This is a genomic window from Haemophilus haemolyticus (genome assembly GCF_003490595.1).
In the GTDB taxonomy this organism is placed as follows: Bacteria; Pseudomonadota; Gammaproteobacteria; order Enterobacterales; family Pasteurellaceae; genus Haemophilus; species Haemophilus haemolyticus_L.
Genome location: NZ_QQGY01000001.1, coordinates 15,040 through 39,127, shown reverse-complemented (window position 1 = coordinate 39,127; position 24,088 = coordinate 15,040). Strand labels below are relative to the sequence as shown.

Below are 24,088 nucleotides of genomic sequence, written 5' to 3'. Positions count from 1 at the left end.
CTAGTTTTTAAACTAGGTCATTTTTATATCTTAACGATATTTATCTAAAAACTTGTAATACTGCACACCAATCTTTGTCGCAAGATCTTTGATAATTCGACCACCATAAACAGATGGGACTTTCAGGCCTTCAAAAATAGATAAACGTTCATCGTCACCCAAAATCGCTTCCGCTACAATTCGCCCCGCAAGACCAGTCAAAGCAACACCGTGACCAGAATAACCCTGTGCAAAATAAATATGCGGAGAAATACGACCAAAATGTGGCGTTGAGTTTAAGGTCATATCAATCGGGCCAGCCCATCCATAATCGACTTTTACATTTTCAAGTTGCGGGAATACACGCAACATATTTTTCCGCATAATCGCGACCATCTCTTTTTCTGAACTAGAATCACTACCAAAAAGCAAGCGATTGTCAGCACTTAAACGATAATAGTCTAATAATAAATTGTTATCGCACACCGACATGCCATTATTAATAACAGAATCAGCAACCGCTTGGCTTAGCGGCTCTGTGGCGATAATAAAACTTTCTACAGGCAATATTTTACGATTAATTCCGTGATGAATAGATTTCGGGAGAGCATCAATATAAGCATTGGTGGCTAAAATAACGTCTTGAGAAATAACCGCACTTTTAGCTGTTTTAACCTCAACGCAACCATTTTTCTCAACCATATCTACTACAGGAGATTGTTCAAAAATTTGAACACCCAGATCGACACAAGCTTTCGCTAAACCTAAACAATAATTAAGTGGATGCAAATGCCCTGAATTACTATCAAATAAGCCACCCACATAAATATCACTGCCTAAGTGTTGTTTTAATTTAGCCTTATCCCAAAGCTGCATATTTTGATAGCCAAAATTCTCATGACTTTCTTTTTCAATTTCAATTAAGTCATCCATTCGGCGTTCATTTAATGCCAATGTGGCATAGCCTTTTTTCCAGTCGCATTGAATGCCATATTTTTCAATACGCTCATCAATAATATCAATGGCCTCTAATGACATATTCCAAAGTTTATGCGCTTTATCTTCGCCAACTTGTTTAACGTATTCATCAATGCCTTCTTCAAAGCCATTAATTGCCTGCCCACCACTACGACCAGAAGCACCAAAGCCTACTCGAGCACCCTCTAATACAATGACTTTTTTTCCTTTCTCCGCTAGTTCTAATGCCGCAGATAAACCAAAAAATCCAGCCCCTATCACACATACATCAGCATGTTCAATTTGAGTGAGCGGCGGGAATTGAAAATCTTGGTTACGAGAGTCGAAATAATAAGAGCGAACGTGTTCTTGATAGGCAAAATTAAGCATAAAAAATCCCTTAGGAAAAAACTGGCAAAATCTTACCCCGAAAGGGAAATATGTCAAACCTTTTACGAAAAAAATGCTATACTGCGCGCGCGCAAAATTTGTGCGTTTTATGATGAACGATAACCCTCGGAGGTCAATAAATTGAAAAAATTCTTTGCTCACTCACTCAAAAATCTTTTCCTTTCCACTACCGCACTTTTCGCGGTTTCCGCTTTTGCCAATAACAAACTTTACGTCTATAACTGGACAGACTACGTGCCTTCTGATTTAGTCGCACAGTTTTCTAAAGAAACTGGCATCGAGGTAATTTATTCTACCTTTGAAAGCAACGAAGAAATGTATGCGAAACTTAAACTTACTCAGAATACTGGCTCTGGCTATGATTTGGTGTTTCCATCAAGTTACTACGTAAATAAAATGATTAAGGAAAAGATGCTTCAACCGATTGATCAAAGTAAATTGACCAATATTCATCAAGTCCCTAAACATTTATTAAATAAAGAATTCGACCCAGAAAATAAATATTCATTACCTTACGTTTACGGACTTACCGGTATTGAAGTTAATGCAGATGAGGTTAATCCTAAAACCATTACCAGCTGGGCAGATTTATGGAAACCTGAATTTAAAGGCAAAGTTCTCATGACCAGTGATGCGCGTGAAGTGTTCCACGTAGCATTATTGCTTGATGGTAAATCGCCTAATACCACTAATGAAGAAGACATCAAAACAGCTTATGAGCGTTTAGAAAAACTTTTACCAAATATAGCGACCTTTAACTCTGACTCGCCAGAAGTCCCTTACGTACAAGGTGAAGCAGCAGTTGGTATGATTTGGAATGGTTCTGCTTATTTAGCACATAAAGAAAATCCATCTCTTCAATTTGTGTATCCCAAAGAAGGCGCAATTTTCTGGATGGATAACTATGCGATTCCAACTACAGCAAAAAATGTTGAAGGCGCGCATAAGTTCATTGACTTCTTACTTCGTCCAGAAAATGCCAAAGTTGTAGTAGAACGCATGGGCTTTTCTATGCCAAATGAAGGAGTCAAAGCATTACTCAGCCCAGAAGTTGCCAATGATCCTAAACTATTTCCACCAGCATCAGAAGTAGAAAAAGGGATTATGCAAGGAGATGTTGGTGAAGCGGTTGATATTTATGAAAAATATTGGGGTAAATTAAAAACCAATTAATTTCTAAATTTAGAAAACAAAAAAGTGCGGTGAAAATGATCTGCACCCCAAAAGTTGGACTAATCAAACCAACAATTGAGGTGCAGATTTTTATGGGTAAACACTACACAATCGAATTTAAATTACAGGTTCTTCAATCTATTCTTAATAGAAAAATGAGTATTAAGAAGCCACTAGTATTTATAATAAACAAAGCTAATAGTATCATTTTCTATCAGATGGAGGCATATTGTCGATTTCATTACTGAAAATGGCGGTATTCAAAGTATATCAAGAAAAAGGAATTTCTTAGATATATGACATATAGAAAGTTTCTTTGGAACTCTTAAATTCACCGCACTTTTTTATATAGCTAATATAAAAAAGGAGCATCAAATGATGCTCCTAAAATTTAAATCTAACTTAAGCGTGCTCTTCCGCTTTTTCAACCGTTCCTTTGACAGTCAGACAAATTTCCGTTGAAATCAAATGAGAAAGTGTTGAAGCCAAATATTCTATTTTCTCAAGATTGCCATTGCCTGATTCATCAAAATAACCTTGCTCTTTCAAATTCGCAATGAACATAGAGAAGACGGCTTTATCAAAGAATTCTGGCGCGTTAATACCATGCAATACAGATAAACGTTGTGCAACGAGTTGGCTTTCTTTTTCCAGTTCTGCACGTGAAATATCTGGTTGTTTTTGCAAAATTGTCACTGTGATGTAATAACGTTGCAAGATTTCACGCATTCCCGCAGACCAAAGTTGTAAAATACGTACTTTCGATTTATTAATAGATAAGAAATTATCATTAGAGTTAATCACCTGTTGGCGCGCAAATTCATCAATAATTTGGTGAATTTGATTTTTTAACTCTTCCTCACTAAAGTGCAAGAATAATTCGCCTTTTAAGAACGGATAAATCTTGCCGACAGCTTCGACTAATAAATCTTTTTGAATCGCCTCATAATGCAAAATGATGCTTGCAACTAAAGACGGCAAAACAAATAAGTGTTGAATGTTATTGCGGTAGTAAGTCATCAACACGGCCGATGCGCGTTCCAAACGCACAATTTCCCCAAAGTTATCCTTTTCAACTAACACGCCAACACGATCAAGCGTTAATACATGATTTAACATCATTTCAGGCGTAGCCGTTGGCAATACAACATCTGCGGAATAAGGCACGTTTTGTAGTAATTGTTGGTAACTCGCAAGTTGTTCCAAAAGTTGCTCACGAGAAAGTGCACGCTGACGAGAAGACAATAATGCCGTTCCAACTAAATTCATTGCATTCACTGCTGCTGCTTTATTAATGTTCACCATCACTTGTTTTGATACAGAATCAACTGCAGGAGCAAACCACTGTGGTTTTTCTTCGTGATTTTGCTCTTTCCAATCAGGGAAATGTTGATTCAAGTAGTTGGAAAGCGTAATTGGCTCACCAAAATTCACAAAACCTTGACCAAGATTGCGTAATTTTTTTATTACTCGAATAACCAAACCCGCATTCTCTTTTTCTTTCGCCGCACCACGCAATTCTTTTGCGTAAGTATCCACCTCTAATACATGCTCATAGCCCACATAAACTGGCACAACAGAAATTGGACGAGTTTGATTATGTTGCAAGGCTTGAAGTGTCATCGACATCATTCCAGTTTTTGGCGCAAGTAAACGGCCAGTGCGAGAACGCCCCCCCTCAATAAAATATTCTACCGAATAACCACGGTGGAATAACTCTGATAAATATTCGCGGAAGATTGCAGAATATAATCTATTTCCTTTAAAAGTGCGACGAATAAAGAATGCGCCCCAACTACGGAACATTCTACCTACAGGCCAGAAATTTAAATTAATTCCTGCTGCGATATGCGGAGGAACAAGCCCTTGATGATAAAGTACGTAAGAAAGCAATAAATAGTCGATATGACTACGGTGACAAGGAACATAAACAATCTCATGACCTTCAAGTGCTAATTTACGTACACGATCTGCATTTTGTACATCAATACCAGAATAAAGTTTATTCCAAAGCCAACGTAAAAAACGATCAGCAGCTCGTAAACTTGAATGACTTACATCTGCAGCGATTTCATCCAAAATCTTATGTGCTTCTTTTTGCGCTTTTTCAATACTGATATTTTTCGATTTTGCTTCATCTTCAATCGCACGTTGAATCGCTTCTGATTGCAATAATTTATTAAACATAGCTTGGCGATTAGGTAAACGCGGGCCTGTCGCAGAAATACGCTGTTTAGCAAAATGCATTTTTGCAACTCGAGCCAGCTTTTGCGCAATTTTTTCATCGGAGCCATGCTCATTCACCATATAACGTAATGAAACGGCTTGAGAAAAACGCACAAAAGTATCACGTCCAAACCAAATAGCAGCAAAAGTTTTTTGCATGCCATTTAACAAACGCAAGTTAGGCAAACCAGATTTATCTTCATGCCCAGGAGAACGCCCCCAAAGAACGGAGACTGGAATAAGTTGCACATCTAAGTTCTCAGAAGTGCGGTGTAATTCGAGGTATTTATTGAAGATCGTGGTGGTTTCATCTTTCGCACCTTTCGATTTAAAAATGCGGCGTCCCTCATCTAAATACACATAACGAGGCAACTTCACACCAGCAATTTCATTTTTCTCAGCAGGATCAGGCAAACCTAACGCCAAACAATTTCGACGGAAAATAACGAAATCGGTTTGAGAGGTATAAGGCAAAACATAAACAACAGGTTGGTGAATATTGAGGGAAAGCTCTTCTATCGGATTGGCTGGAATTGGATTATTTTTCACTAATACTGACAGAGGCAAGCTCAATAATTGACGATACATATTTACAAAATTTGCCATGATAAATTTTCTCTTTGTTGTAAATTTGAAATATTTTAACACATCCGATCTCAACCGCTTTAAAAAATTTAGTGACAGAATGTGACCTAATACACAGATTTAAAAAATAACTATTGCAACTTCACGTAATCTGTATACAATACCAGTTATCTGTATTTAAAAACAGGAGTGTATATGAGACCATTAACAGCACGCCAACAAGAAGTGTTGGATTTATTAAAACGTCATTTAGAAACAACAGGCATGCCACCAACACGAGCTGAAATCTCTCGAGAATTGGGCTTTAAATCACCCAATGCGGCAGAAGAACATTTAAAAGCGCTTTCACGCAAAGGTGCCATTGAAATTATTCCTGGCGCATCTCGCGGTATCCGTATTTTAGACAATAGCGCAAATGAAGAATTTGATGGTTTACCACTCGTGGGGCGCGTAGCGGCTGGAGAACCGATTCTTGCAGAACAACATATCGAAGCAACTTATCGCGTAGATGCCGATATGTTTAAACCACAAGCAGATTTCTTACTAAAAGTTTATGGTCAATCCATGAAAGACATCGGTATCCTAGATGGTGATTTATTAGCTGTACATAGCACCAAGGATGTACGCAATGGACAAATTGTCGTTGCTCGTATTGAAGATGAAGTGACGGTAAAACGCCTTGAGAAAAAAGGTTCTATCATTTATCTACACGCAGAAAATGAAGAATTTGATCCAATCGTGGTAAATCTTGAAGAACAAGAAAACTTCAAGATTGAAGGCATTGCCGTAGGGATCATTCGCAATAATGCTTGGATGTAATCTGAGTAAATTGGCGAATAAAGTGCGGTAAAAATTTCCTGTGTTTTACCGCACTTTTCTTAATCTAAAATTCTGAATTTGCCATTCTTTTTACCGCTCTCTATAATGCAATCAATCTTGAATTTAAATAAAGGATGGAAAAATGCAGTTTTCCAAAATGCACGGATTAGGCAATGATTTTGTTGTGGTTGATGGTGTTACTCAAAATGTTTTTTTCACGTCAGAAACCATTCAACGCTTAGCTGATCGCCACCGTGGAATTGGTTTTGATCAGCTTTTGCTTGTTGAGCCACCTTATGATCCTGAACTCGACTTTCATTATCGCATTTTCAATGCCGATGGAAGTGAAGTTTCGCAATGTGGAAATGGTGCCCGCTGTTTTGCTCGTTTTGTGACATTAAAAGGGCTAACTAACAAAAAAGACATCGCGGTTAGCACACAAAAAGGCAATATGGTTCTAACAGTAAAAGACGATAACCAAATTCGTGTGAATATGGGTGAACCGATTTGGGAGCCAGCAAAAATTCCATTTACCGCAAATAAATTCGAGAAAAATTACATTCTGCGCACGGACATTCAAACCGTCTTATGTGGTGCCGTTTCAATGGGCAATCCTCATTGTGTTGTACAAGTAGATGATATTCAAACAACAAATGTTGAACAGCTCGGTCCCTTGCTAGAAAGTCACGAGCGTTTTCCTGAGCGTGTCAATGCTGGTTTTATGCAAATCATCAATAAAGAGCATATTAAACTTAGAGTTTATGAACGTGGTGCAGGAGAAACGCAAGCCTGTGGAAGTGGCGCTTGTGCAGCTGTTGCAGTTGGAATTATGCAAGGTTTATTGAATAATCGAGTTCAAGTCGATTTGCCAGGCGGTTCATTAATCATTGAATGGAATGGCGTTGGTCATCCACTTTATATGACTGGCGAAGCGACCCATGTATATGACGGTTTTATAACCCTTTAATCTTCTTATCCCCATCAAATTCTTAAAGATGGGGATTTTATCTCCAGCTTACGCAAACGTTTTCGTTTCTAAAAATATCCTTTATAATACCCCTCAATTTTCATTCCTATCCTCATAAAGGAACCCCTTATGTTTCAAACTTTTCGTGGCTCACCCGCCCTTTCTGAATTTCGTATTCAAGGCTTAATGCAAAAATTCCAACAAAATCAATTACCGGTGAAATCGGTTTATGCGGAATATTTGCATTTTGTGGAATTAAATCGACCGCTTGTTAGTGAGCAGGAAGCTAAGTTAAAAGCATTGTTACATTACGGCCCAACCTTGGCAGAACACGATGCCAAAGGCGAAACTTTTATCGTTATTCCACGCGTTGGCACGATTTCTTCTTGGTCTTCTAAAGCGACCGATATCGCACATAATTGCGGTTTAAATGAAGTAGAGCGCATTGAGCGTGGTTTGGCGTATTATTTTGAGTTAAGCCAACCGCTTGATGAAAAAACAACAGAGAAATTGACCGCACTTTTACATGACAGAATGATGGAAACCGTGGTGCGCAATCCACAAGATGCGGAGATTTTATTCCGTCATCAAGATCCGAAACCATTTAAAACCGTGGATATTTTGAACGGTGGACGTGAAGCCTTGGTCACAGCCAACGTAGAATTAGGTTTGGCACTGGCAGAAGATGAAATTGATTATTTGGTGGAAAACTTTACCCAATTAGGGCGCAATCCGCACGATATTGAACTTTATATGTTCGCGCAAGCCAACTCTGAGCACTGCCGTCATAAAATCTTTAATGCAGATTGGATTATTGACGGCAAAAAACAGGATAAATCCCTGTTTAAAATGATTAAAAATACCTTTGAGAAAACGCCTGATTTCGTACTTTCAGCCTATAAAGATAATGCGGCAGTAATGGAAGGCTCAAAAGTTGGCCGTTTCTTTGCGGATCAAGATGGGCAATATCGCTATCACAATGAAGATGCACATATCTTAATGAAAGTGGAAACCCACAACCACCCAACCGCAATTTCGCCATTTCCAGGGGCTGCAACAGGTTCGGGCGGTGAGATTCGTGATGAGGGTGCAACCGGTCGTGGTGCAAAACCAAAAGCAGGTTTAACCGGTTTCTCGGTGTCAAACCTCGTCATTCCAAACTTTGAGCAACCTTGGGAAAATCCACTTTCTAAACCAAATCGTATTGCCTCAGCCTTAGATATTATGATTGAAGGCCCATTAGGTGGCGCAGCATTCAACAATGAATTTGGTCGCCCTGCCTTATTGGGTTATTTCCGTACCTATGAAGAGAAAGTCAACAGCTTCAATGGTGAAGAAGTGCGAGGCTATCACAAACCGATTATGTTAGCGGGTGGTATTGGCAACATTCGTGGCGAACACGTTCAAAAAGGTGAAATTCCAGTCGGTGCGAAATTGATCGTATTAGGTGGCCCTGCAATGAACATCGGCTTAGGCGGTGGTGCTGCTTCTTCCATGGACAGTGGGAAATCAAAAGAAGATTTAGATTTTGCCTCTGTTCAACGTGAAAACCCAGAAATGGAACGCCGTTGCCAAGAGGTGATTGACCGCTGCTGGCAACTAGGCGAAGAAAACCCAATTCTCTTTATTCACGATGTGGGCGCAGGCGGTTTATCTAATGCGATGCCTGAATTGGTGCACGATGGCGAACGTGGCGGTAAATTTGATTTACGCTCAATTCTTTGCGATGAAAAAGGCATGTCGCCATTAGAAATTTGGTGTAACGAATCACAAGAACGTTATGTATTAGCCGTTGCGCCAGAAAAACTCGAATTATTTACCGCACTTTGTGAACGTGAGCGCGCGCCGTTTGCGGTCATTGGTGAGGCAACGGAAGAGAAACATTTAGCCTTGCGCGATAGCCATTTCGACAATAATCCAATTGATTTGCCAATGAATGTATTATTAGGCAAAACCCCGAAAATGACGCGTGAGGTTTCGTCAAAAACTGTCGAAAATCGACCGCTTGCAACGGAAAATATTCAATTAAAAGAAGCTTTCCATCGCGTATTACGCTTACCGGTGGTGGCAGAAAAAACTTTCTTAATTACCATTGGCGACCGCTCGGTAACCGGAATGGTAGCGCGTGATCAAATGGTCGGTCCGTGGCAAATTCCGGTGTCTGATGTGGCCGTCACAACTGCATCATTAGACAGCTATCATGGTGAAGCCATGGCAATGGGTGAACGTGCACCAGTGGCATTATTAGACTTCGGAGCTTCTGCACGTTTAGCGGTCGCTGAATCTATCACTAACATTGCGGGCACCAACATTGGCGATATTAAACGCATCAAACTTTCTGCAAACTGGATGTCTGCAGCGGGTCATGGTGGTGAAGATGCAGGTTTATATGAAGCGGTAAAAGCGGTCGGTGAAGAACTTTGTCCTGCATTAGGCATTACCATTCCAGTGGGTAAAGACTCTATGTCGATGAAAACCACTTGGGAAGAAAATGGCGAGAAAAAATCAGTAACAGCTCCGCTTTCTTTAGTGATTTCATCTTTTGCTCGCGTGGAAGATGTCCGCAAAACCGTGACACCTCAATTACGCACAGACAAAGGTGCAAGCCGCTTATTGTTGATTGATTTAGGCGAAAGAAAAAATCGCTTAGGCGCGACCGCACTTGCGCAAGTGTATAAACAATTAGGTGACAAACCAGCCGATGTGGTGAACGTAGCCAAACTGAAAAACTTCTTCGATGCAATGCAAGCACTAGTAGCAGAGCGTAAATTATTGGCTTACCACGACCGTTCAGACGGTGGTTTAATTACCACACTTGCAGAAATGGCATTTGCGGGTAACTGTGGCGTGGATGTTGATATTTCTCCGTTATTCGATAGCGGAAAAGGATGGGCGCTTGAGCTCGGTGCGGAACACTATGCGCAAGAAATTTCCGAGTTAGCCATTTTATTTAACGAAGAATTAGGCGCGGTGATTCAGGTATTAGAGGCGGAACTTGACGCTATTTATACGGTGTTGAAAACACATGGATTAGAGGGAATTACCTACGACATCGGCAAGGTTAGCAACGATGATCGCATTGTGATCCATCAATTCGGAAGGGAAATTTTGGATGAAAAACGCTCAGAATTGCGTGGCATTTGGGCGGAATTGACCCATCAAATGCAACGCTTACGCGACAACCCGGAATGTGCCGACCAAGAATTTGAAGCGAAAAAAGCAACAGACAACAAAGGTTTATCTGCTCACTTAACCTATGATGTGAATGAAGATATTGCTGCGCCTTACATCAGCAAAGGCGTGAAACCAAAAGTGGCCGTATTACGTGAGCAAGGCGTAAACAGCCACGTTGAAATGGCAGCGGCCTTTGATCGTGCAGGCTTTGCAGCGATTGATGTTCACATGAGTGATTTAATGGCGGGCCGTTACAACTTAAACGACTTCAACGCGATGGTGGCCTGTGGTGGCTTCTCTTACGGTGACGTATTAGGTGCTGGCGGTGGCTGGGCGAAATCCATTTTATTCAACCCACAATTACGCGATCAATTTAGCCAATTCTTCGCCAATAAAAACACCCTTTCATTAGGCGTATGTAATGGTTGTCAATTTATCTCCACTCTTGCGGAAATTATCCCTGGCGCAGAAAATTGGCCACGTTTCGTGCGTAATAAATCAGAACGTTTTGAAGCTCGTGCTGCGATGGTGAAAATCAACGACACCAACTCATTGTGGTTTAAAGGCATGGCAGGTTCACATATGCCGATTGCGGTTTCTCATGGTGAGGGGCGCGTAGAATTCAAAACACCTGAGAATTTGACCGCACTTCAAGCCCAAAACTTGATTGTCGCGCAATATATCGACAGCCATTTAAACGTGAGTGAAACTTATCCAGCCAACCCGAATGGTTCAGCATTGGGTATTACCGCCATTTCTAACGTGGACGGTCGTATTGCCGCGATGATGCCACACCCAGAACGTGTATTCCGTGCCGTGAGCAACTCATGGTATCCTGAAGATTGGTCTGAAGATGGCGCTTGGATGCGAATTTTTAGAAATGCGAGAGTGAATTTCAAATAATGTGAGATTGTTCACAGAAAATTAATACAAAATAAGAGATACTGGGTGAGCTAGTATCTCTTTTTTATACTGAACAATTTTGGATATTTTGTCCGTAATATCAATTGAACTATATGAGGAGTTCTTAATGAGTAGTTTAGTTACATTGCTAGCTAATATTGTTGCACCATTGCAACGTCAATTTATCAACTTTATCCGCATTGCTATTTGTGTGGTGATGGTTTAGATTGGCAGCTTAAAAGTTTGCCAATATGAGGCAGATGGTATCGCACATTTTGTATCAAATAGCCCTTTCTTAAGCTTCCTTTATAAAAATGGAGCGAATATGGTAAAAAATGATAAGGGTGTTTTAGTAAAAGAATATACCTTATATAAAAACCCTGAAGGCAAAATGGTTGCAAAAAATATCGAATGGCATAAAGCCAACGGTACCTACACAGCTTCTTATATTATTGGCGCAATTATTGTGACTATTGGTATTTTAGTATTAGCGGGGATTTGGTCACCAACACTCGGGCTATTTGGAGGCTTACTCACCTTTGGCATGTCGATAGTCACTCTGTCCTTCCTAATATTTACGCCAGAAACCTGGGTGCCGAATTTAGGCGGGGACTTCCCTACACCTAATTATGGCTTCCCATATCTCTCAGGTGCTGACCGACTCGTTATTAAAAATATTATTATGATGGCGGGTGGTTTAGTTGCTGCAGCAGAATGTGCAAAACGCTATTTAGAGAATAAAAAGCAATTTGCTTAATTAGTTTATTTAAAAGGCTTGCTGAGAGAAATAGCAAGCTTTTTTGTTATTAACTAAATATTTACTCGCTTAGAATATAAAAATTAGGAGAATTTATCTAATTCAATATAGATAAAATATAATTCATGGAACTATTTTAGAATAGTAAATCTTTTCTTAGTTCTAATGCAATCCATATATTTTCCATTATTCCAATATATTATCTAAGATTTTCAAAACTTCTATCCCTGATTTATAATATCCCATTATCGTTCCTATGGATTCAGTACAATTTGTACCATGAGCTATCTGATTTCTTAGTTGAACTAACGAATTTAGATCATACCTAAGATCTTTAGTGTTCTCTTCTTTATATTCACTTAACTTTTTAGATAATTCTTTTTTCCATTCTTTTTCAAATTTAGCTAGAAAGTCTAAGATATTATCTGGAGACGGGTTAGTAGAACTTTTTATAATCATTTTTTCAAAGAATTGATGTATTCTCTGATGACTAGTTTGGCAATTATGTTCAATTATTTGTTTATATAATATTGATTTGAAAGTTGATTCAATGCTACCTGAAGCTTTAATAACAGCATAATTTGTTAAAAAACTAGATATTCTAGATATTTTATTTTTATTTATTTCTTTCTCTACTTCATTAAGCTCAAATAAATCATCATTAAGTTTTTTCTCAACATCAAAATTCATAGTCTATTCCATATAAAATCTGTGATGCTATTGATATTCTTTTTCTTATATTCTCCCCCATGATAGCGCGCGTCTCCTGACGCGTGCTTTTTTATGCTCTGAACTTTGGGCACGCGTCGGGAGACGCGCGCCAGCGTTATTCCGGCAGTATAGAATGTGCTATCTCTATTTATAGAAATTAATTTTGTTTTGAGATCTGAGTTCCAAGATGAGTGTTTTATTGTTGAATTTATATTTTCTGCTAATTATGTTGTCCACTTTTGAGGTGTGTGATGAGCAGAAAATATAAATTTAATAATAAAGAAGGAATCTATTTTGTTAGTTTTGCAACCGTATATTGGATTGATGTTTTTATTCGAGAATCCTATTTTGAACTGATGATTCAAGCGTTATCATTCTTTCGAAAAGAACGTGGAATGCTGATTTATGGATATTGCATAATGCCTAGCCATGTTCATTTATTATTTCAAGCTAAAAAAGAGAATCCATCGGCGCTGATAAGAGATTTAAAAAAATTTACAGCAACGAACCTGGTGAATTTAATTCGTGATAATCAACAAGAAAGCCGTAAAGAATGGTTGTTGTGGATGTTCAAAAGGGCAGGAACAAAAAGCTCCAATGTCACTCACTATCAATTCTGGCAACACCACAACCACCCCATCGAAATTCATTCCGATAAATTTTTTGACGAAAAGTTAGACTATATTCATCAAAATCCGGTGGTAAGCGGGTTTGTGTCTGAACCGCAGGATTGGAAATATAGCAGTGCAAAAAACTATTGGCAAGCGGTTAATCCTGTTTTAGACATTGATGTTCTTAGCTAAAAGTGCGGTGAAAAATCCAAACGTTTTTTCACCGTACTTTGATCCCCCCCAAAAAAAAACAGGACACCTAATTTGAGGTGCAGATTATGTCCTACTCTTATTAATTTCGTTTGAAAATTATCAAACTCGTCATTGAACAGGATTATGGTATCCGTGAGGTGGGTAAAATTCATAAAATTTCCCACGCTCTCGTCATTTATTGGCTAAAAGCATTTCAGCAAAGAGGGGGGATGGCGTGAAATCTCCTTATACAACCCTTCAAACATCGAAAATAGTGAAGCCAAAGATGAAAAAGAAAGAAATTGAAATTCTAAAAACAATAAACTTTTCTAATTCCACCACACTTTATTTTTCCAAATGACTTTGACCAACTTTACAATCTTGCATTAGAATACAAACCTTTGATTTTTGCTGTAAGGAATAAAAAATGGAAGAATCTCCAGAATTAGAAAAATTGCCACGAATTATTACTGGTGTATTGAAAATCGTGCTTTGCACGGCATTGATTGCGTTGGCGATTGTACTCATCATTGCCCTTGGGAAAATCACTTATACTTTAGCGATGATGGTGCTTAATACTTCGACTGTCGTGCCTTATGATGTAGCTGAACAAGCAGTGATGTTTTTCTTATATTTCGGGTTTATTGGTTTGATTGTGCAGTATTTTAAAAGCGGCTATCACTTCCCTTTGCGCTATTTTATTTATGCTGGGATCACTGCGATGTTGCGTTTAATCATTGTTAATCATGAAAGCTCAGTGGATACCATCTTATTTGCAGGTGCAATTTTGATTATGGTGATCGCACTCTGTTTGGTGTTATATTCTAATAAACTGAAAAATATATAGTTTTAGATTCAAAGCAACAAAAAACGCACTTCACTTGAAGTGCGTTTTGTCTTTTAAGTTGAGTTACTCAGATTTGCTTTCTAAAAGTGCGGTTGAATTTTCTTCTGTTTTTTCTTCCTCACTTTCTGGGACAACATCTTGAATTGCCATCACTGATTTCAAACTCTCTTGGCGAACTTGCTCAGCTAATGCTTTATCACCCGCTTGTTCAAATACATAAGATGCCATCATCAAATCATTTGTCTCTAACTGTTCAGGACAAGCCATCACATTTTTGAAGACATCTGCTGCTTTAGCAAATTCATTGTTACGAACATATAAATAACCCAAGGCACGATTGATACAGCATTTTTGTTTTTCATCTGCACGTTTTGCACGTTTTTCGATTAATTTGAGAAGTTTACTATTATCTTCTGGTTGTAAACGTGTAATTTGAGTACAAAGTTCTTTGCTAATGCTGGTGTTATCGCCAATTTTCTTCAATACTTCAACAGTAAATTCTGATGCTGACTCATGGTCATTACAATCAATTAAACGCTGAATTAAACCAACTTTGAGATCAATATTATTACGACGACTACGAGACTGAGCATCCCACCACTCAAGCAAACCATCTACGCCTTCTTCATTCATTTTCTCATCAAGCAAACCATTTTCTGTTTGAGAACGAAGATCTTTGAACTCTTCAGCACTAAATAAACCACTATTTTCAACTCCATCTAGAATCTTATCGAGGGCTTGATAAGCTTTAGAACGAAGATAAATTTCTACCGCAAGTTTTAACACTTCTTTATTGCGACCAGCCATTTCTAGCAGGCTATCCACAGAACTACGCGCTGCCGGCAATTTGTTTTGTTGCAATAAAATACGCGTGCGGGCAATTTCCACCAGCAAATTATCTGAGCCAGCTAATTCAGTGGCTTCAATCAAATAACGATTTGCACTAAATTCATCACCACGTTGTTGTGCTGCTTCAGCAGCTTTGATGAGGTTTAACACAGGCTCAGCAGAATGTTTGGCATTCTTACCAATCAATTTTTCTGCTTTGGCGTAATCCCCTTCATTCATCTTCATCAAACCTTCAAGGGTTTGTTTCTGCGCTCTCACACGTTTACGGCTAGAAAACCAATTATAAGAACCGCGACTTAAACGTAAAAAACGTGTGACGATCCATTCCAAACCATAAATAATCGCTAAAGCAATCACGAAGAAAATCACTAATGTCGTAATCGACATTTCAACGATATTATTTGTTGTTTCAATACGAACATAGCCTTGCTGACCAGAAAGATAAGGCCCTGCAATCAACCCAGCAAGCAATGCTAGCATTAAAAAAAGCACTCTAAACATAGGCTATCCTTATTTTTGTGTCTCAGCTTTTGCCGGTTGAGATTCTTGTTTTTCTGGTGCAGATGCTTCTGTTACCACACCTTCAGCTTTAGGCATAGTTTCAATCGCTTTATCCGCTTCAATTTCCACCTTTTGGACATCTAACGGCGCACGATTGAGATATTTATCAAGCAAGGTCAAACTTTTTAATTGCTCTGGCACATCGACATAAATAGAAGAATCAGCCAGCTCATCTACTGATTTTAAAAAATTTTGCGTCACTTCTGCACTCGTATCGAAATAGCTACGAACCCAAGAAGCAACCGCATCTAAAGATTGTTTATAAAGTTCATCTTGCTGGCGTGGCACGGCCATAATAGCAAGTTGTAAACGTAAGCGAATGTTCTCACGAAGATAAATATCTTGGTTTGGTGCAAGCAATTCTTTTTTATCCGCACTTTGTTTTGGCGAAATACGAATGAAGTGATTTAGGAAAGAAGTTGCGCTCTTTTCTACATTTTGCTGCCAATCTGCAATATCATCAGATAATTTACCGCTCTTTTCTGGCGTTTCATCAAAATTTACATTCAATGCTTGTAACTCATCCACGGTGTTAGCAAGCAGTGAAAGTTTTTGCATTACTGCATTTTGGTCTACGCCTGAAAGTGAAAGAAGTTGTTTTAAATCTTGATTGATTGCCGTACGAATCGCATTCGCTTGTGAATTGTTTACCTTAACGAGGGTTTCATCAGCCAATTTTAATAAAGAAATAGCTGTATCAACATCGTTATCTAAAACAAGTTTACGCAAGGCGTTATTTAACAAGAAATCTGCTTCGGAAAATAACCAGTCACTCGGTTGTTGTGCACCAACCAATTGACTAACTTGTTTTACTTGGGCTTGTAGTGCAGCAATTTCGCCTATTTTGCCTGCAACTAATTGCTCAAGTTGCTCGACTTTATCTTGTGCGGTTTTTAAGCCTTGTTCTAATTGTGTAACCTGTCCACTATTATCAGACACAGGAGCAGAAACAGCTACACTACTTTGGCTTTCAAGTGCGGTTAATTTTTGCTGAATTTCAGCTATTTGTTGCTGACCCAAATAATAACCAGCCCCACCGACACCTAGCGCAATGAGAATTGCCAATAAACTCAATGCTGTGCCCGTTTTTTTCACAATAGTTTGTGGAACTAGCTGTATCGTTTCTGTTTTTTCAACCACTTTTGGCGCATCACCAACTTGTTCAGTGATGTCGTTATCTTGATCTTTTGCCATATCAATTCCTTAATAAGTCAGATTGAATAAGTTAATGTACTCGCTTTAATAAGAAAAATACCGAGCAGTCGCCAATGGTAAAAATATAGATTCTCATATCAGCGAAATTAAGCCATTTACGCAATAAATTTGTTGGCTATCCTATCACTCTTAGGTTAAAAAGTCATTTTGATTGTTGATATAAGAAACACCTCAGATATGAGAAATTGAATTAAAAATAAGATTTTTAGTCATTTATTTTGCTTTCTAATGACTCAAAGTCTCTGATTCTTCAAAAACTGTGATTTGTATCACAATTTTTTGCATTTATACTCCCTAAGTGGTAAATTGTTCGCCAATTTTTGTTGTTCTGGTAGGGACACCGCGTGGAATGTAATCTAGCACAAGCAAAACAATGGGTTAGCGACTTGGATCAACGCCGTTTTGAGCGTGCATTACAAGGTTCAGGCGATGCATTCCAACACGTTTTAGCGGTTGTTCCTTTACTTTTACACCTAAACCATCCACAACTTCCTGGCTATGTTATTCACGCCCCCTCTGGCATTGCGAATTTCCTTGCTTCTGATTATCAAAAAAAATGGCTCACCAATGAATACAGTATTCACTATGCTGAACACAAATCTTCAGCACAAAAAAGTGCGGTGAGTTTTCACGAGGTTTTGCCTCCAATTTTAGGTGTTTATGTAATGGGAAGTTTTGGTTCAATAAGCCAGACTTCTTCTTCAGATCTCGATACTTGGATTTGTGTCCGTGATGGCTTGAGTCCAGATGAATATGCACTTCTTACTCAAAAAGCTAAGCGGATTAGTGAATGGGCAATGCAATTTAATGTGGAAATTAATTTTTATTTGATGGATCAACAACGTTTCCGCAATGAACATTATGCTGACCCACTCACTGTTGAAAATAGCGGCTCTGCGCAATATATGTTATTGCTTGATGAGTTCTATCGCTCCGCTGTACGCTTGGCTGGTAAACCTCTACTTTGGTTACATTTATGGGTGGAAAATGAAAAAGACTATGAAAAAGAGGTCGCTCGTTTAATTACGGAAGGGGAAATTGATCCAAATGATTGGGTGGATTTTGGCGGTTTAGGACAATTTTCTGCAAACGAATATTTCGGTGCCAGTTTATGGCATCTTTATAAAGGGATTGATTCGCCTTATAAATCTGTGCTCAAAATTTTGTTGTTGGAAGCCTATTCCAAGGAATACCCAAACACTTGCTTAATTGCCCGCACTTTTAAGCGAGATTTACTTGCTGGCAATACCAATCCTGACCACCATTTTGATCCTTATATTGCCATTCTTGCAAAAGTAACCCGATATTTAACCGTACTTTCTGAATTTAAACGTTTAGATTTTGTGCGCCGTTGCTTCTATGTGAAAGCAACGGAAGATCTTGCGCGTTACCAAGCCAATAATTGGCGTATTCGTTATATGGAAATCCTTGCGCAAGAATGGGGATGGTCTGCAGAAACGGTAAAACATCTCAATAAGCGTCCATTTTGGAAAATTAAGGCAGTAAAAGAAAACCACGATAACATAATGAAATTTTTAATGTTGAGTTATCGTAATTTAGTGGAATTTGCGCGAAAGCATCATATTCACTCGAGCGTCGTGCCACAAGATATCAACATTCTTTCTCGTAAACTTTATACTGCTTTTGAAGAACTTCCCGGCAAAGTGTCCTTACTCAACACACAGATATCTCACAATTTATCAGAAGCACACCTGACTTTTGTGGAGGTTCGCGGCAATAAACATTTTAAAGATGGTTGGTACCTTATCAATCAACCAACGCACCATATTATGTTCTCTAAAGAACGGGTCATTGAATACGGGGAAAGCCTCAATAAATTAGTTTCTTGGGCTTATTTCAATCATTTACTCACTGAAAAAACCGAATTGTCAATTTTTAGCAAGAATGTGACTTTAAGCACATTGCAAAGCTTTGTCACTAACTTGCGTCAGTCTTTTCCAAGCACCATCGCCAAACAACCTAAAAATAGTGATTTATTAAATCAATGCGAAATTCGTAGCTTGTTTATTGCCATAAATCTCACCACCGATCCAACATCTAAAGTAGAAGAAATATTAACCGGTATTTCATCGCGAGATTTATTTAGTTTTGGATCGCTTGAACAAAGCCTTGTGGGCAGCATCGATTTTACTTATCGCAATGTGTGGAACGAAATCCGAACGCTCCATTTTGAAGGGCAAAACGCCATTTTGCTTGCGCTAAAAGTGCTTTCTAACAAAATTTATCGTGGCGTTAATCGCCCAGATTCCATCCAAGTATATTGTTATAGCGAACGTTATCGCCAAGATTTACGCCAATTAGTGATGGGATTAGTCAATCGATGCGTTAGCATCCAAGTCGGCGATATTCAAAAACCTTGCCAAACGTCACGTTTACGCGTAGCGGGTAAAAACTGGCAATTATTTTTTGAAGATCGTGGGATTAGCTTACAAGAAATCGGAAATGAATCGGTCTGTAATGAAGCTGAAAGTGCGGTGGATTTTGACGAAGTTTTACAAACGCCAATTGAAGATGGCGAGACAAACCAAGAAAGTCGTCGCTATCCTCCAGAAATGGATGCCTTCGCAAGTGAAGGATTCCTACAATTCTTTTTTGAAGATAATTCCGATGACAGCTTCAATGTTTACATTTTAGATGAATCTAATCGTCTCGAAATCTATCGCCGCTGCGATGGTGAAAAAGATGAAAAAGTGCGGGAGATTAGTCAACTTTATCAAAATGCTAAACTGGAAAGCGATAAAAATCCTTACAATATCGTTCAACGTAATTTTAACTACCCTCAATTTTATCAACTAAAAAATGGAAAAAATGGCGTATCCATTGTGCCGTTTAAATTCCGCCCAATGAATAAGTAATATTTTCCTGTGGTTGATAGGTCACCGAAAGATATCTATACTTATTTCCTCTTTCACTAGATAAATTGTGGATATGACAACTACGCAAACACCAATCACTGTGCTAGGTGCAGGATCTTATGGAACTGCGCTGGCAATTACCTTTTCTCGCAATGGTTCTCCCACTTATTTATGGGGGCACAATCCCGCCCATATCGCCCAAATGCAGATAGAACGACAAAATTATCGTTTTTTACCAGATGTCATCTTTCCTGAGGAACTTCATTTAGAAAGCAATCTTGCGCAAGCAATGGAATATTCTCAAGATATTTTAATCGTGGTACCAAGCCATGCTTTCGGTGAAATTCTTATAAAAATCAGACCACACTTAAAAGCCCACCACCGATTAATTTGGGCAACAAAAGGTCTGGAACGTAACACAGGGCGTTTACTACAAACCGTAGTTGAAGAACAACTCGGAACACAATATCCACTAGCTGTACTCTCTGGTCCAACTTTTGCAAAAGAATTAGCGCAAGGTTTACCAACAGCCATTACGCTCGCTTCCAATAACGAGCAGTTCGCGCAGGAATTTCAATCGCGTATTCATTGTAGTAAACATTTTCGAGTCTATATAAATTCGGATATGATTGGCGTTCAACTTGGTGGTGCAATTAAAAATGTGATCGCAATTGGCGCAGGTATTTCAGATGGTATGGGATTTGGCGCAAATGCTCGTACAGCACTGATTACGCGTGGCATTGCGGAAATCAGCCGATTAGGTACCTCGCTCGGTGCAAATCCCAATACGTTTATGGGAATGTCTGGATTAGGCGATTTAGTGCTAACTTGTACCGATAATCAATCTCGCAATCGACGTTTTGGATTAATGCTAGGTGAAGGATTAGATGCCCAAACGGCTATGGAAAATATCGGGCAAGTCGTAGAAGGTTTTTATAATACAAAAGAAGCCTATTTGCTTGCACAAAGACAAGGTGTGGAAATGCCGATTACAGAACAAATTTATCAAATGCTGTTTTGTGGCAAAAGCGCACAAGATATAGCGATCAGCCTTTTGGGGCGAGAATGTAAAGGCGAATAAAAGGAGAAATTATGGCATTAGATGTGTGGCAACATATTCGCCAAGAAGCCAAAGAACTTGCCGAAAACGAACCTATGCTTGCCAGTTTTTTTCATTCTACGATTTTAAAACATCAAAATCTGGGCGGTGCGCTAAGTTATTTATTGGCTAACAAATTAGCCAATCCTATTATGCCCGCCATTTCTCTCCGAGAAATTATTGAGGAAGCCTATCAAGCTAATCCTTCGATTATTGATTGTGCTGCCTGCGATATTCAAGCTGTTCGCCACCGAGACCCTGCTGTGGAGTTATGGTCCACCCCCTTGCTTTATTTAAAAGGTTTTCATGCGATTCAAAGCTATCGAATCACCCATTATTTATGGAATCAAAATCGTAAATCCCTTGCCCTTTATTTACAAAATCAAATTTCTGTGGCTTTCGATGTCGATATTCATCCAGCGGCGAAAATTGGCCACGGAATCATGTTCGACCATGCAACAGGTATTGTTGTCGGTGAAACATCTGTGATCGAAAATGATGTCTCAATTTTGCAAGGCGTAACACTTGGCGGTACGGGAAAAGAATCAGGCGATCGCCATCCAAAAGTACGAGAGGGTGTCATGATTGGGGCGGGAGCAAAAATTCTCGGTAATATTGAAGTGGGTAAATACGCCAAAATTGGGGCAAATTCTGTTGTGCTTCACCCAGTGCCAGAATATGCCACAGCAGCAGGTGTACCAGCTCGCATTGTGAGTCAAGATAAAGCGGCAAAACCTGCTTTCGATATGAACCAATATTTTATCGGCATTGATGATGGCATGAATTTGAATATTTAAGGAAATAAAATGATTAATAAAGATACCCAACTCTGTATGTCTTTATCATGTCGTCCGGGCAATTTCGGTACCACCTTTCACAATTATTTGTACGACAAACTAGGCTTGAATTTCATTTATAAAGCCTTCACCACGCAAGATATTGAACACGCCATCAAAGGCGTGCGCGCATTAGGAATCCGTGGTTGTGCAGTTTCAATGCCATTCAAAGAAGCTTGCATGCCATTTTTAGATGAAATTCATCCGTCAGCACAAGCCATTGAATCCGTAAACACCATCGTGAACGATAATGGCTTTTTGCGAGCATATAACACTGATTACATTGCCATCGTAAAATTAATTGAAAAATATCATTTAAATAAAAATGCTAAAGTCATTGTTCATGGCAGTGGTGGTATGGCAAAGGCCGTTGTGGCCGCCTTTAAAAATTCAGGTTTTGAGAAATTAAAAATTTACGCACGCAACGTAAAAACAGGTCTATATCTCGCCGCACTTTACGGCTATGAATACATTGATTCTTTAGAAAACCAACAGGCAGACATTTTAGTCAATGTTACGCCAATCGGCATGAAAGGTGGCAAAGAAGAAATGGATTTAGCCTTTCCAAAAGCACTCATTGATAATGCTAGTGTCGCGTTTGATGTAGTGGCTATGCCTGTTGAAACGCCCTTTATTCGTTATGCTCAAGCACAAGGAAAACAAACCATTTCTGGCGCAGAAGTGATTGTACTTCAGGCTGTAGAACAATTTGAACTTTATACACATCAACGCCCAAGTGATGAATTAATAGCAGAAGCTGCGGCGTTTGCTCGAGCTAAATCTTAACATCAAAAGTGCGGTGGTTTTTCACCGCACTTCTAATCTTTAATAAAACCAAATTCTCCGCTTTCATCCATTTTTAAAATTGACGCGTAATTTTTTCGCCAATCCCCTAATACAATTCGCGTAAATCCTTCTTGTTGATGAATCGCCTCACGGTGTGTGTGTCCGTGAATTAATAAATTTACACCAAACTCTTGTACTTTTTCTGTCGTAAAGGCTTGATTTACATCCATGATTTCCTGTGATTTGGCTTGTTTATCTTGATTACTCTTTGCTCGAATTTTCTCCGCAATTTTCACCCGCACTTTTAATGGTAAACACAAAAATAAACGCTGCAGCCATTTTTGATGCACTCTACGACGAAATTGTTGGTAAGCCTCATCATCAATGCAAAGCGTATCGCCATGACAAAGTAAGATTTTTTTATCATAAAGTGCGATTAATTGATAATCAGGTAAAAGCTGAACTCCCGTTTCTTTTGAAAAACGTTCACCAATTAAGAAATCACGGTTGCCGTGCTGAAAATAACATTGCACACCTTGATTACTTACAGACTTAATTAAATCTTTAACTTGTTGAATCAATGCGGATTGCTCGTCATCACCAATCCAAAAATCAAAAAGATCACCTAAAATGTAAAGCCGTTCAGCCTGTGGGGCAAGATTCTGCATAAAATCAACAAAAAGTGCGGTCAATTCAGGCCGTGTTTCGCTTAAATGCAAATCAGAAATAAAATAGCTATGTTTCATAAAAATTCCACGATTTTTGTTTAGATTAGCACATATTGATATTGAATTTGCTATACTTTAACGAAATTTTGTATAGGGCATCCTCATGTTAAAACTACTTCGAATTTTCCTCGTATTAATCTGCTGTATTCTAATTTGTGTACTGGGTACGATTTATTCTTTTATCCGCTTTAAAAATCCAAGCAATGTAGGCATTGTTGCACGTTGGTTTGGACGCTTATATCCACTTTTTGGCTTAAAAGTAGAACATCGTATTCCTCAAAATCAAGAGCAGATTGGACGCGCGATTTATATAGGTAATCACCAAAATAATTATGATATGGTAACAATCTCTTATATGGTGCAACCTCGCACAGTAAGTGTGGGTAAAAAAAGTTTAATTTGGATCCCCTTCTTCGGCATTCTGTATTGGGTAACGGGCAATATTTTCTTGGATAGAGAAAACCGCACAAAAGCACACAGTACAATGTCGCAACTCGCACGACGAATTAATGAAGATAATTTATCTATTTGGATGTTCCCAGAAGGCACTCGCAGTCGCGGTCGTGGTTTATTACCCTTTAAAACGGGTGCATTCCATGCGGCGATTTCAGCAGGTGTACCGATTATTCCAGTGGTTTGCTCAACCACACATAACAAAATTAATTTAAATCGCTGGGATAATGGCAAAGTGATTTGCGAAATAATGGATCCAATCGATGTTTCAGGCTATACCAAAGACAGTGTTCGAGATCTTGCTGCTTATTGTCACGATCTAATGGAAAAACGCATTGCCGAACTTGATGAAGAGATAGCAAAAGGAAACTAA

At 38.9% G+C, this 24,088-nt stretch carries 17 protein-coding genes and 2 pseudogenes; 13 read left to right on the top strand and 6 right to left on the bottom strand.

Annotation, left to right across the window (positions count from 1 at the left end):
* Nucleotides 1-30: 30 nt before the first annotated feature.
* Nucleotides 31-1,326: an NAD(P)/FAD-dependent oxidoreductase gene (locus DV415_RS00180; protein WP_118790306.1), complete on the bottom strand. Its 1,296-nt coding sequence runs from the start codon at nt 1,324-1,326 to the stop codon at nt 31-33.
* 141 nt (nt 1,327-1,467) lie between these two features.
* Here DV415_RS00180 and DV415_RS00175 point away from each other — a divergent pair, with 141 nt between their 5' ends.
* Nucleotides 1,468-2,520 (top strand): extracellular solute-binding protein, encoded by a 1,053-nt coding sequence (locus DV415_RS00175; RefSeq protein ID WP_118790305.1) that lies wholly within the window; start codon nt 1,468-1,470, stop codon nt 2,518-2,520.
* A 402-nt stretch (nt 2,521-2,922) separates the two neighbouring features.
* On the opposite strand, the gene plsB is transcribed toward DV415_RS00175, so the two are convergent.
* On the bottom strand, nt 2,923-5,352 hold the full coding sequence (gene plsB / locus DV415_RS00165) for a glycerol-3-phosphate 1-O-acyltransferase PlsB (protein WP_118790303.1): 2,430 nt from the start codon (nt 5,350-5,352) through the stop codon (nt 2,923-2,925).
* A 174-nt stretch (nt 5,353-5,526) separates the two neighbouring features.
* Between plsB and lexA the strand changes: the two genes are divergently transcribed.
* The 4 genes and pseudogenes from lexA to DV415_RS00145 all read left to right on the top strand — a co-directional run bounded on the left by lexA (nt 5,527) and on the right by DV415_RS00145 (nt 11,951).
* Nucleotides 5,527-6,150, top strand: a complete 624-nt coding sequence (lexA, locus tag DV415_RS00160; RefSeq protein WP_118790302.1) for a transcriptional repressor LexA — start codon at nt 5,527-5,529, stop codon at nt 6,148-6,150.
* Between the two features lie 142 nt (nt 6,151-6,292).
* Nucleotides 6,293-7,117, top strand: coding sequence for a diaminopimelate epimerase (dapF, locus tag DV415_RS00155; protein WP_118790301.1), 825 nt, complete (start codon nt 6,293-6,295; stop codon nt 7,115-7,117).
* 129 nt (nt 7,118-7,246) lie between these two features.
* On the top strand, nt 7,247-11,194 hold the full coding sequence (purL, locus tag DV415_RS00150; RefSeq protein WP_118790300.1) for a phosphoribosylformylglycinamidine synthase: 3,948 nt from the start codon (nt 7,247-7,249) through the stop codon (nt 11,192-11,194).
* Between the two features lie 127 nt (nt 11,195-11,321).
* Nucleotides 11,322-11,951: pseudogene (locus DV415_RS00145) on the top strand (YkgB family protein).
* Between the two features lie 186 nt (nt 11,952-12,137).
* On the opposite strand, the gene DV415_RS00140 reads toward DV415_RS00145, so the two are convergent.
* Nucleotides 12,138-12,641 (bottom strand): HEPN domain-containing protein, encoded by a 504-nt coding sequence (locus tag DV415_RS00140; protein ID WP_118790299.1) that lies wholly within the window; start codon nt 12,639-12,641, stop codon nt 12,138-12,140.
* 272 nt (nt 12,642-12,913) lie between these two features.
* On the opposite strand from DV415_RS00140, the gene DV415_RS00135 reads away from it, so the two are divergent.
* The 3 genes and pseudogenes from DV415_RS00135 to psiE all read left to right on the top strand — a co-directional run bounded on the left by DV415_RS00135 (nt 12,914) and on the right by psiE (nt 14,312).
* On the top strand, nt 12,914-13,465 hold the full coding sequence (locus DV415_RS00135; RefSeq protein ID WP_118790298.1) for an REP-associated tyrosine transposase: 552 nt from the start codon (nt 12,914-12,916) through the stop codon (nt 13,463-13,465).
* A gap of 110 nt (nt 13,466-13,575) precedes the next feature.
* Nucleotides 13,576-13,796, top strand: a pseudogene (locus tag DV415_RS10280) (helix-turn-helix domain-containing protein); the annotation flags it as partial.
* A 96-nt stretch (nt 13,797-13,892) separates the two neighbouring features.
* A complete protein-coding gene (gene psiE, locus DV415_RS00125; protein WP_005625591.1) occupies nt 13,893-14,312 on the top strand; it encodes a phosphate-starvation-inducible protein PsiE in 420 nt (139 codons plus the stop codon).
* 63 nt (nt 14,313-14,375) lie between these two features.
* Here the strand turns inward: psiE and DV415_RS00120 are convergent, their stop codons facing one another.
* Both DV415_RS00120 and DV415_RS00115 read right to left on the bottom strand, forming a co-directional pair.
* A complete protein-coding gene (locus tag DV415_RS00120; RefSeq protein WP_118790297.1) occupies nt 14,376-15,662 on the bottom strand; it encodes a heme biosynthesis protein HemY in 1,287 nt (428 codons plus the stop codon).
* 9 nt (nt 15,663-15,671) lie between these two features.
* Complete coding sequence (locus tag DV415_RS00115; RefSeq protein ID WP_118790296.1) at nt 15,672-16,916, bottom strand: uroporphyrinogen-III C-methyltransferase; 1,245 nt, start codon at nt 16,914-16,916, stop codon at nt 15,672-15,674.
* Between the two features lie 365 nt (nt 16,917-17,281).
* Between DV415_RS00115 and DV415_RS00110 the strand changes: the two genes are divergently transcribed.
* From DV415_RS00110 to DV415_RS00095, 4 genes are all read left to right on the top strand, one after another.
* Nucleotides 17,282-19,813, top strand: coding sequence for a class I adenylate cyclase (locus tag DV415_RS00110; RefSeq protein WP_118791701.1), 2,532 nt, complete (start codon nt 17,282-17,284; stop codon nt 19,811-19,813).
* Nucleotides 19,814-19,886: 73 nt separating this feature from the next.
* Nucleotides 19,887-20,894, top strand: coding sequence for an NAD(P)H-dependent glycerol-3-phosphate dehydrogenase (gene gpsA, locus DV415_RS00105; RefSeq protein ID WP_118791700.1), 1,008 nt, complete (start codon nt 19,887-19,889; stop codon nt 20,892-20,894).
* An 11-nt stretch (nt 20,895-20,905) separates the two neighbouring features.
* Nucleotides 20,906-21,709, top strand: coding sequence for a serine O-acetyltransferase (cysE, locus tag DV415_RS00100; protein WP_118791699.1), 804 nt, complete (start codon nt 20,906-20,908; stop codon nt 21,707-21,709).
* A 9-nt stretch (nt 21,710-21,718) separates the two neighbouring features.
* On the top strand, nt 21,719-22,534 hold the full coding sequence (locus DV415_RS00095; protein ID WP_118791698.1) for a shikimate 5-dehydrogenase: 816 nt from the start codon (nt 21,719-21,721) through the stop codon (nt 22,532-22,534).
* Between the two features lie 32 nt (nt 22,535-22,566).
* Here the strand turns inward: DV415_RS00095 and lpxH are convergent, their stop codons facing one another.
* Nucleotides 22,567-23,280 carry a UDP-2,3-diacylglucosamine diphosphatase gene (gene lpxH, locus DV415_RS00090; protein WP_118791697.1) on the bottom strand — a complete coding sequence of 238 codons (714 nt, stop codon included), beginning with the start codon at nt 23,278-23,280 and terminating at the stop codon, nt 22,567-22,569.
* 85 nt (nt 23,281-23,365) lie between these two features.
* Between lpxH and DV415_RS00085 the strand changes: the two genes are divergently transcribed.
* The gene (locus DV415_RS00085; RefSeq protein WP_118785566.1) at nt 23,366-24,088 is read left to right on the top strand and encodes a 1-acylglycerol-3-phosphate O-acyltransferase; all 723 of its coding nucleotides are present in this window, start codon (nt 23,366-23,368) and stop codon (nt 24,086-24,088) included.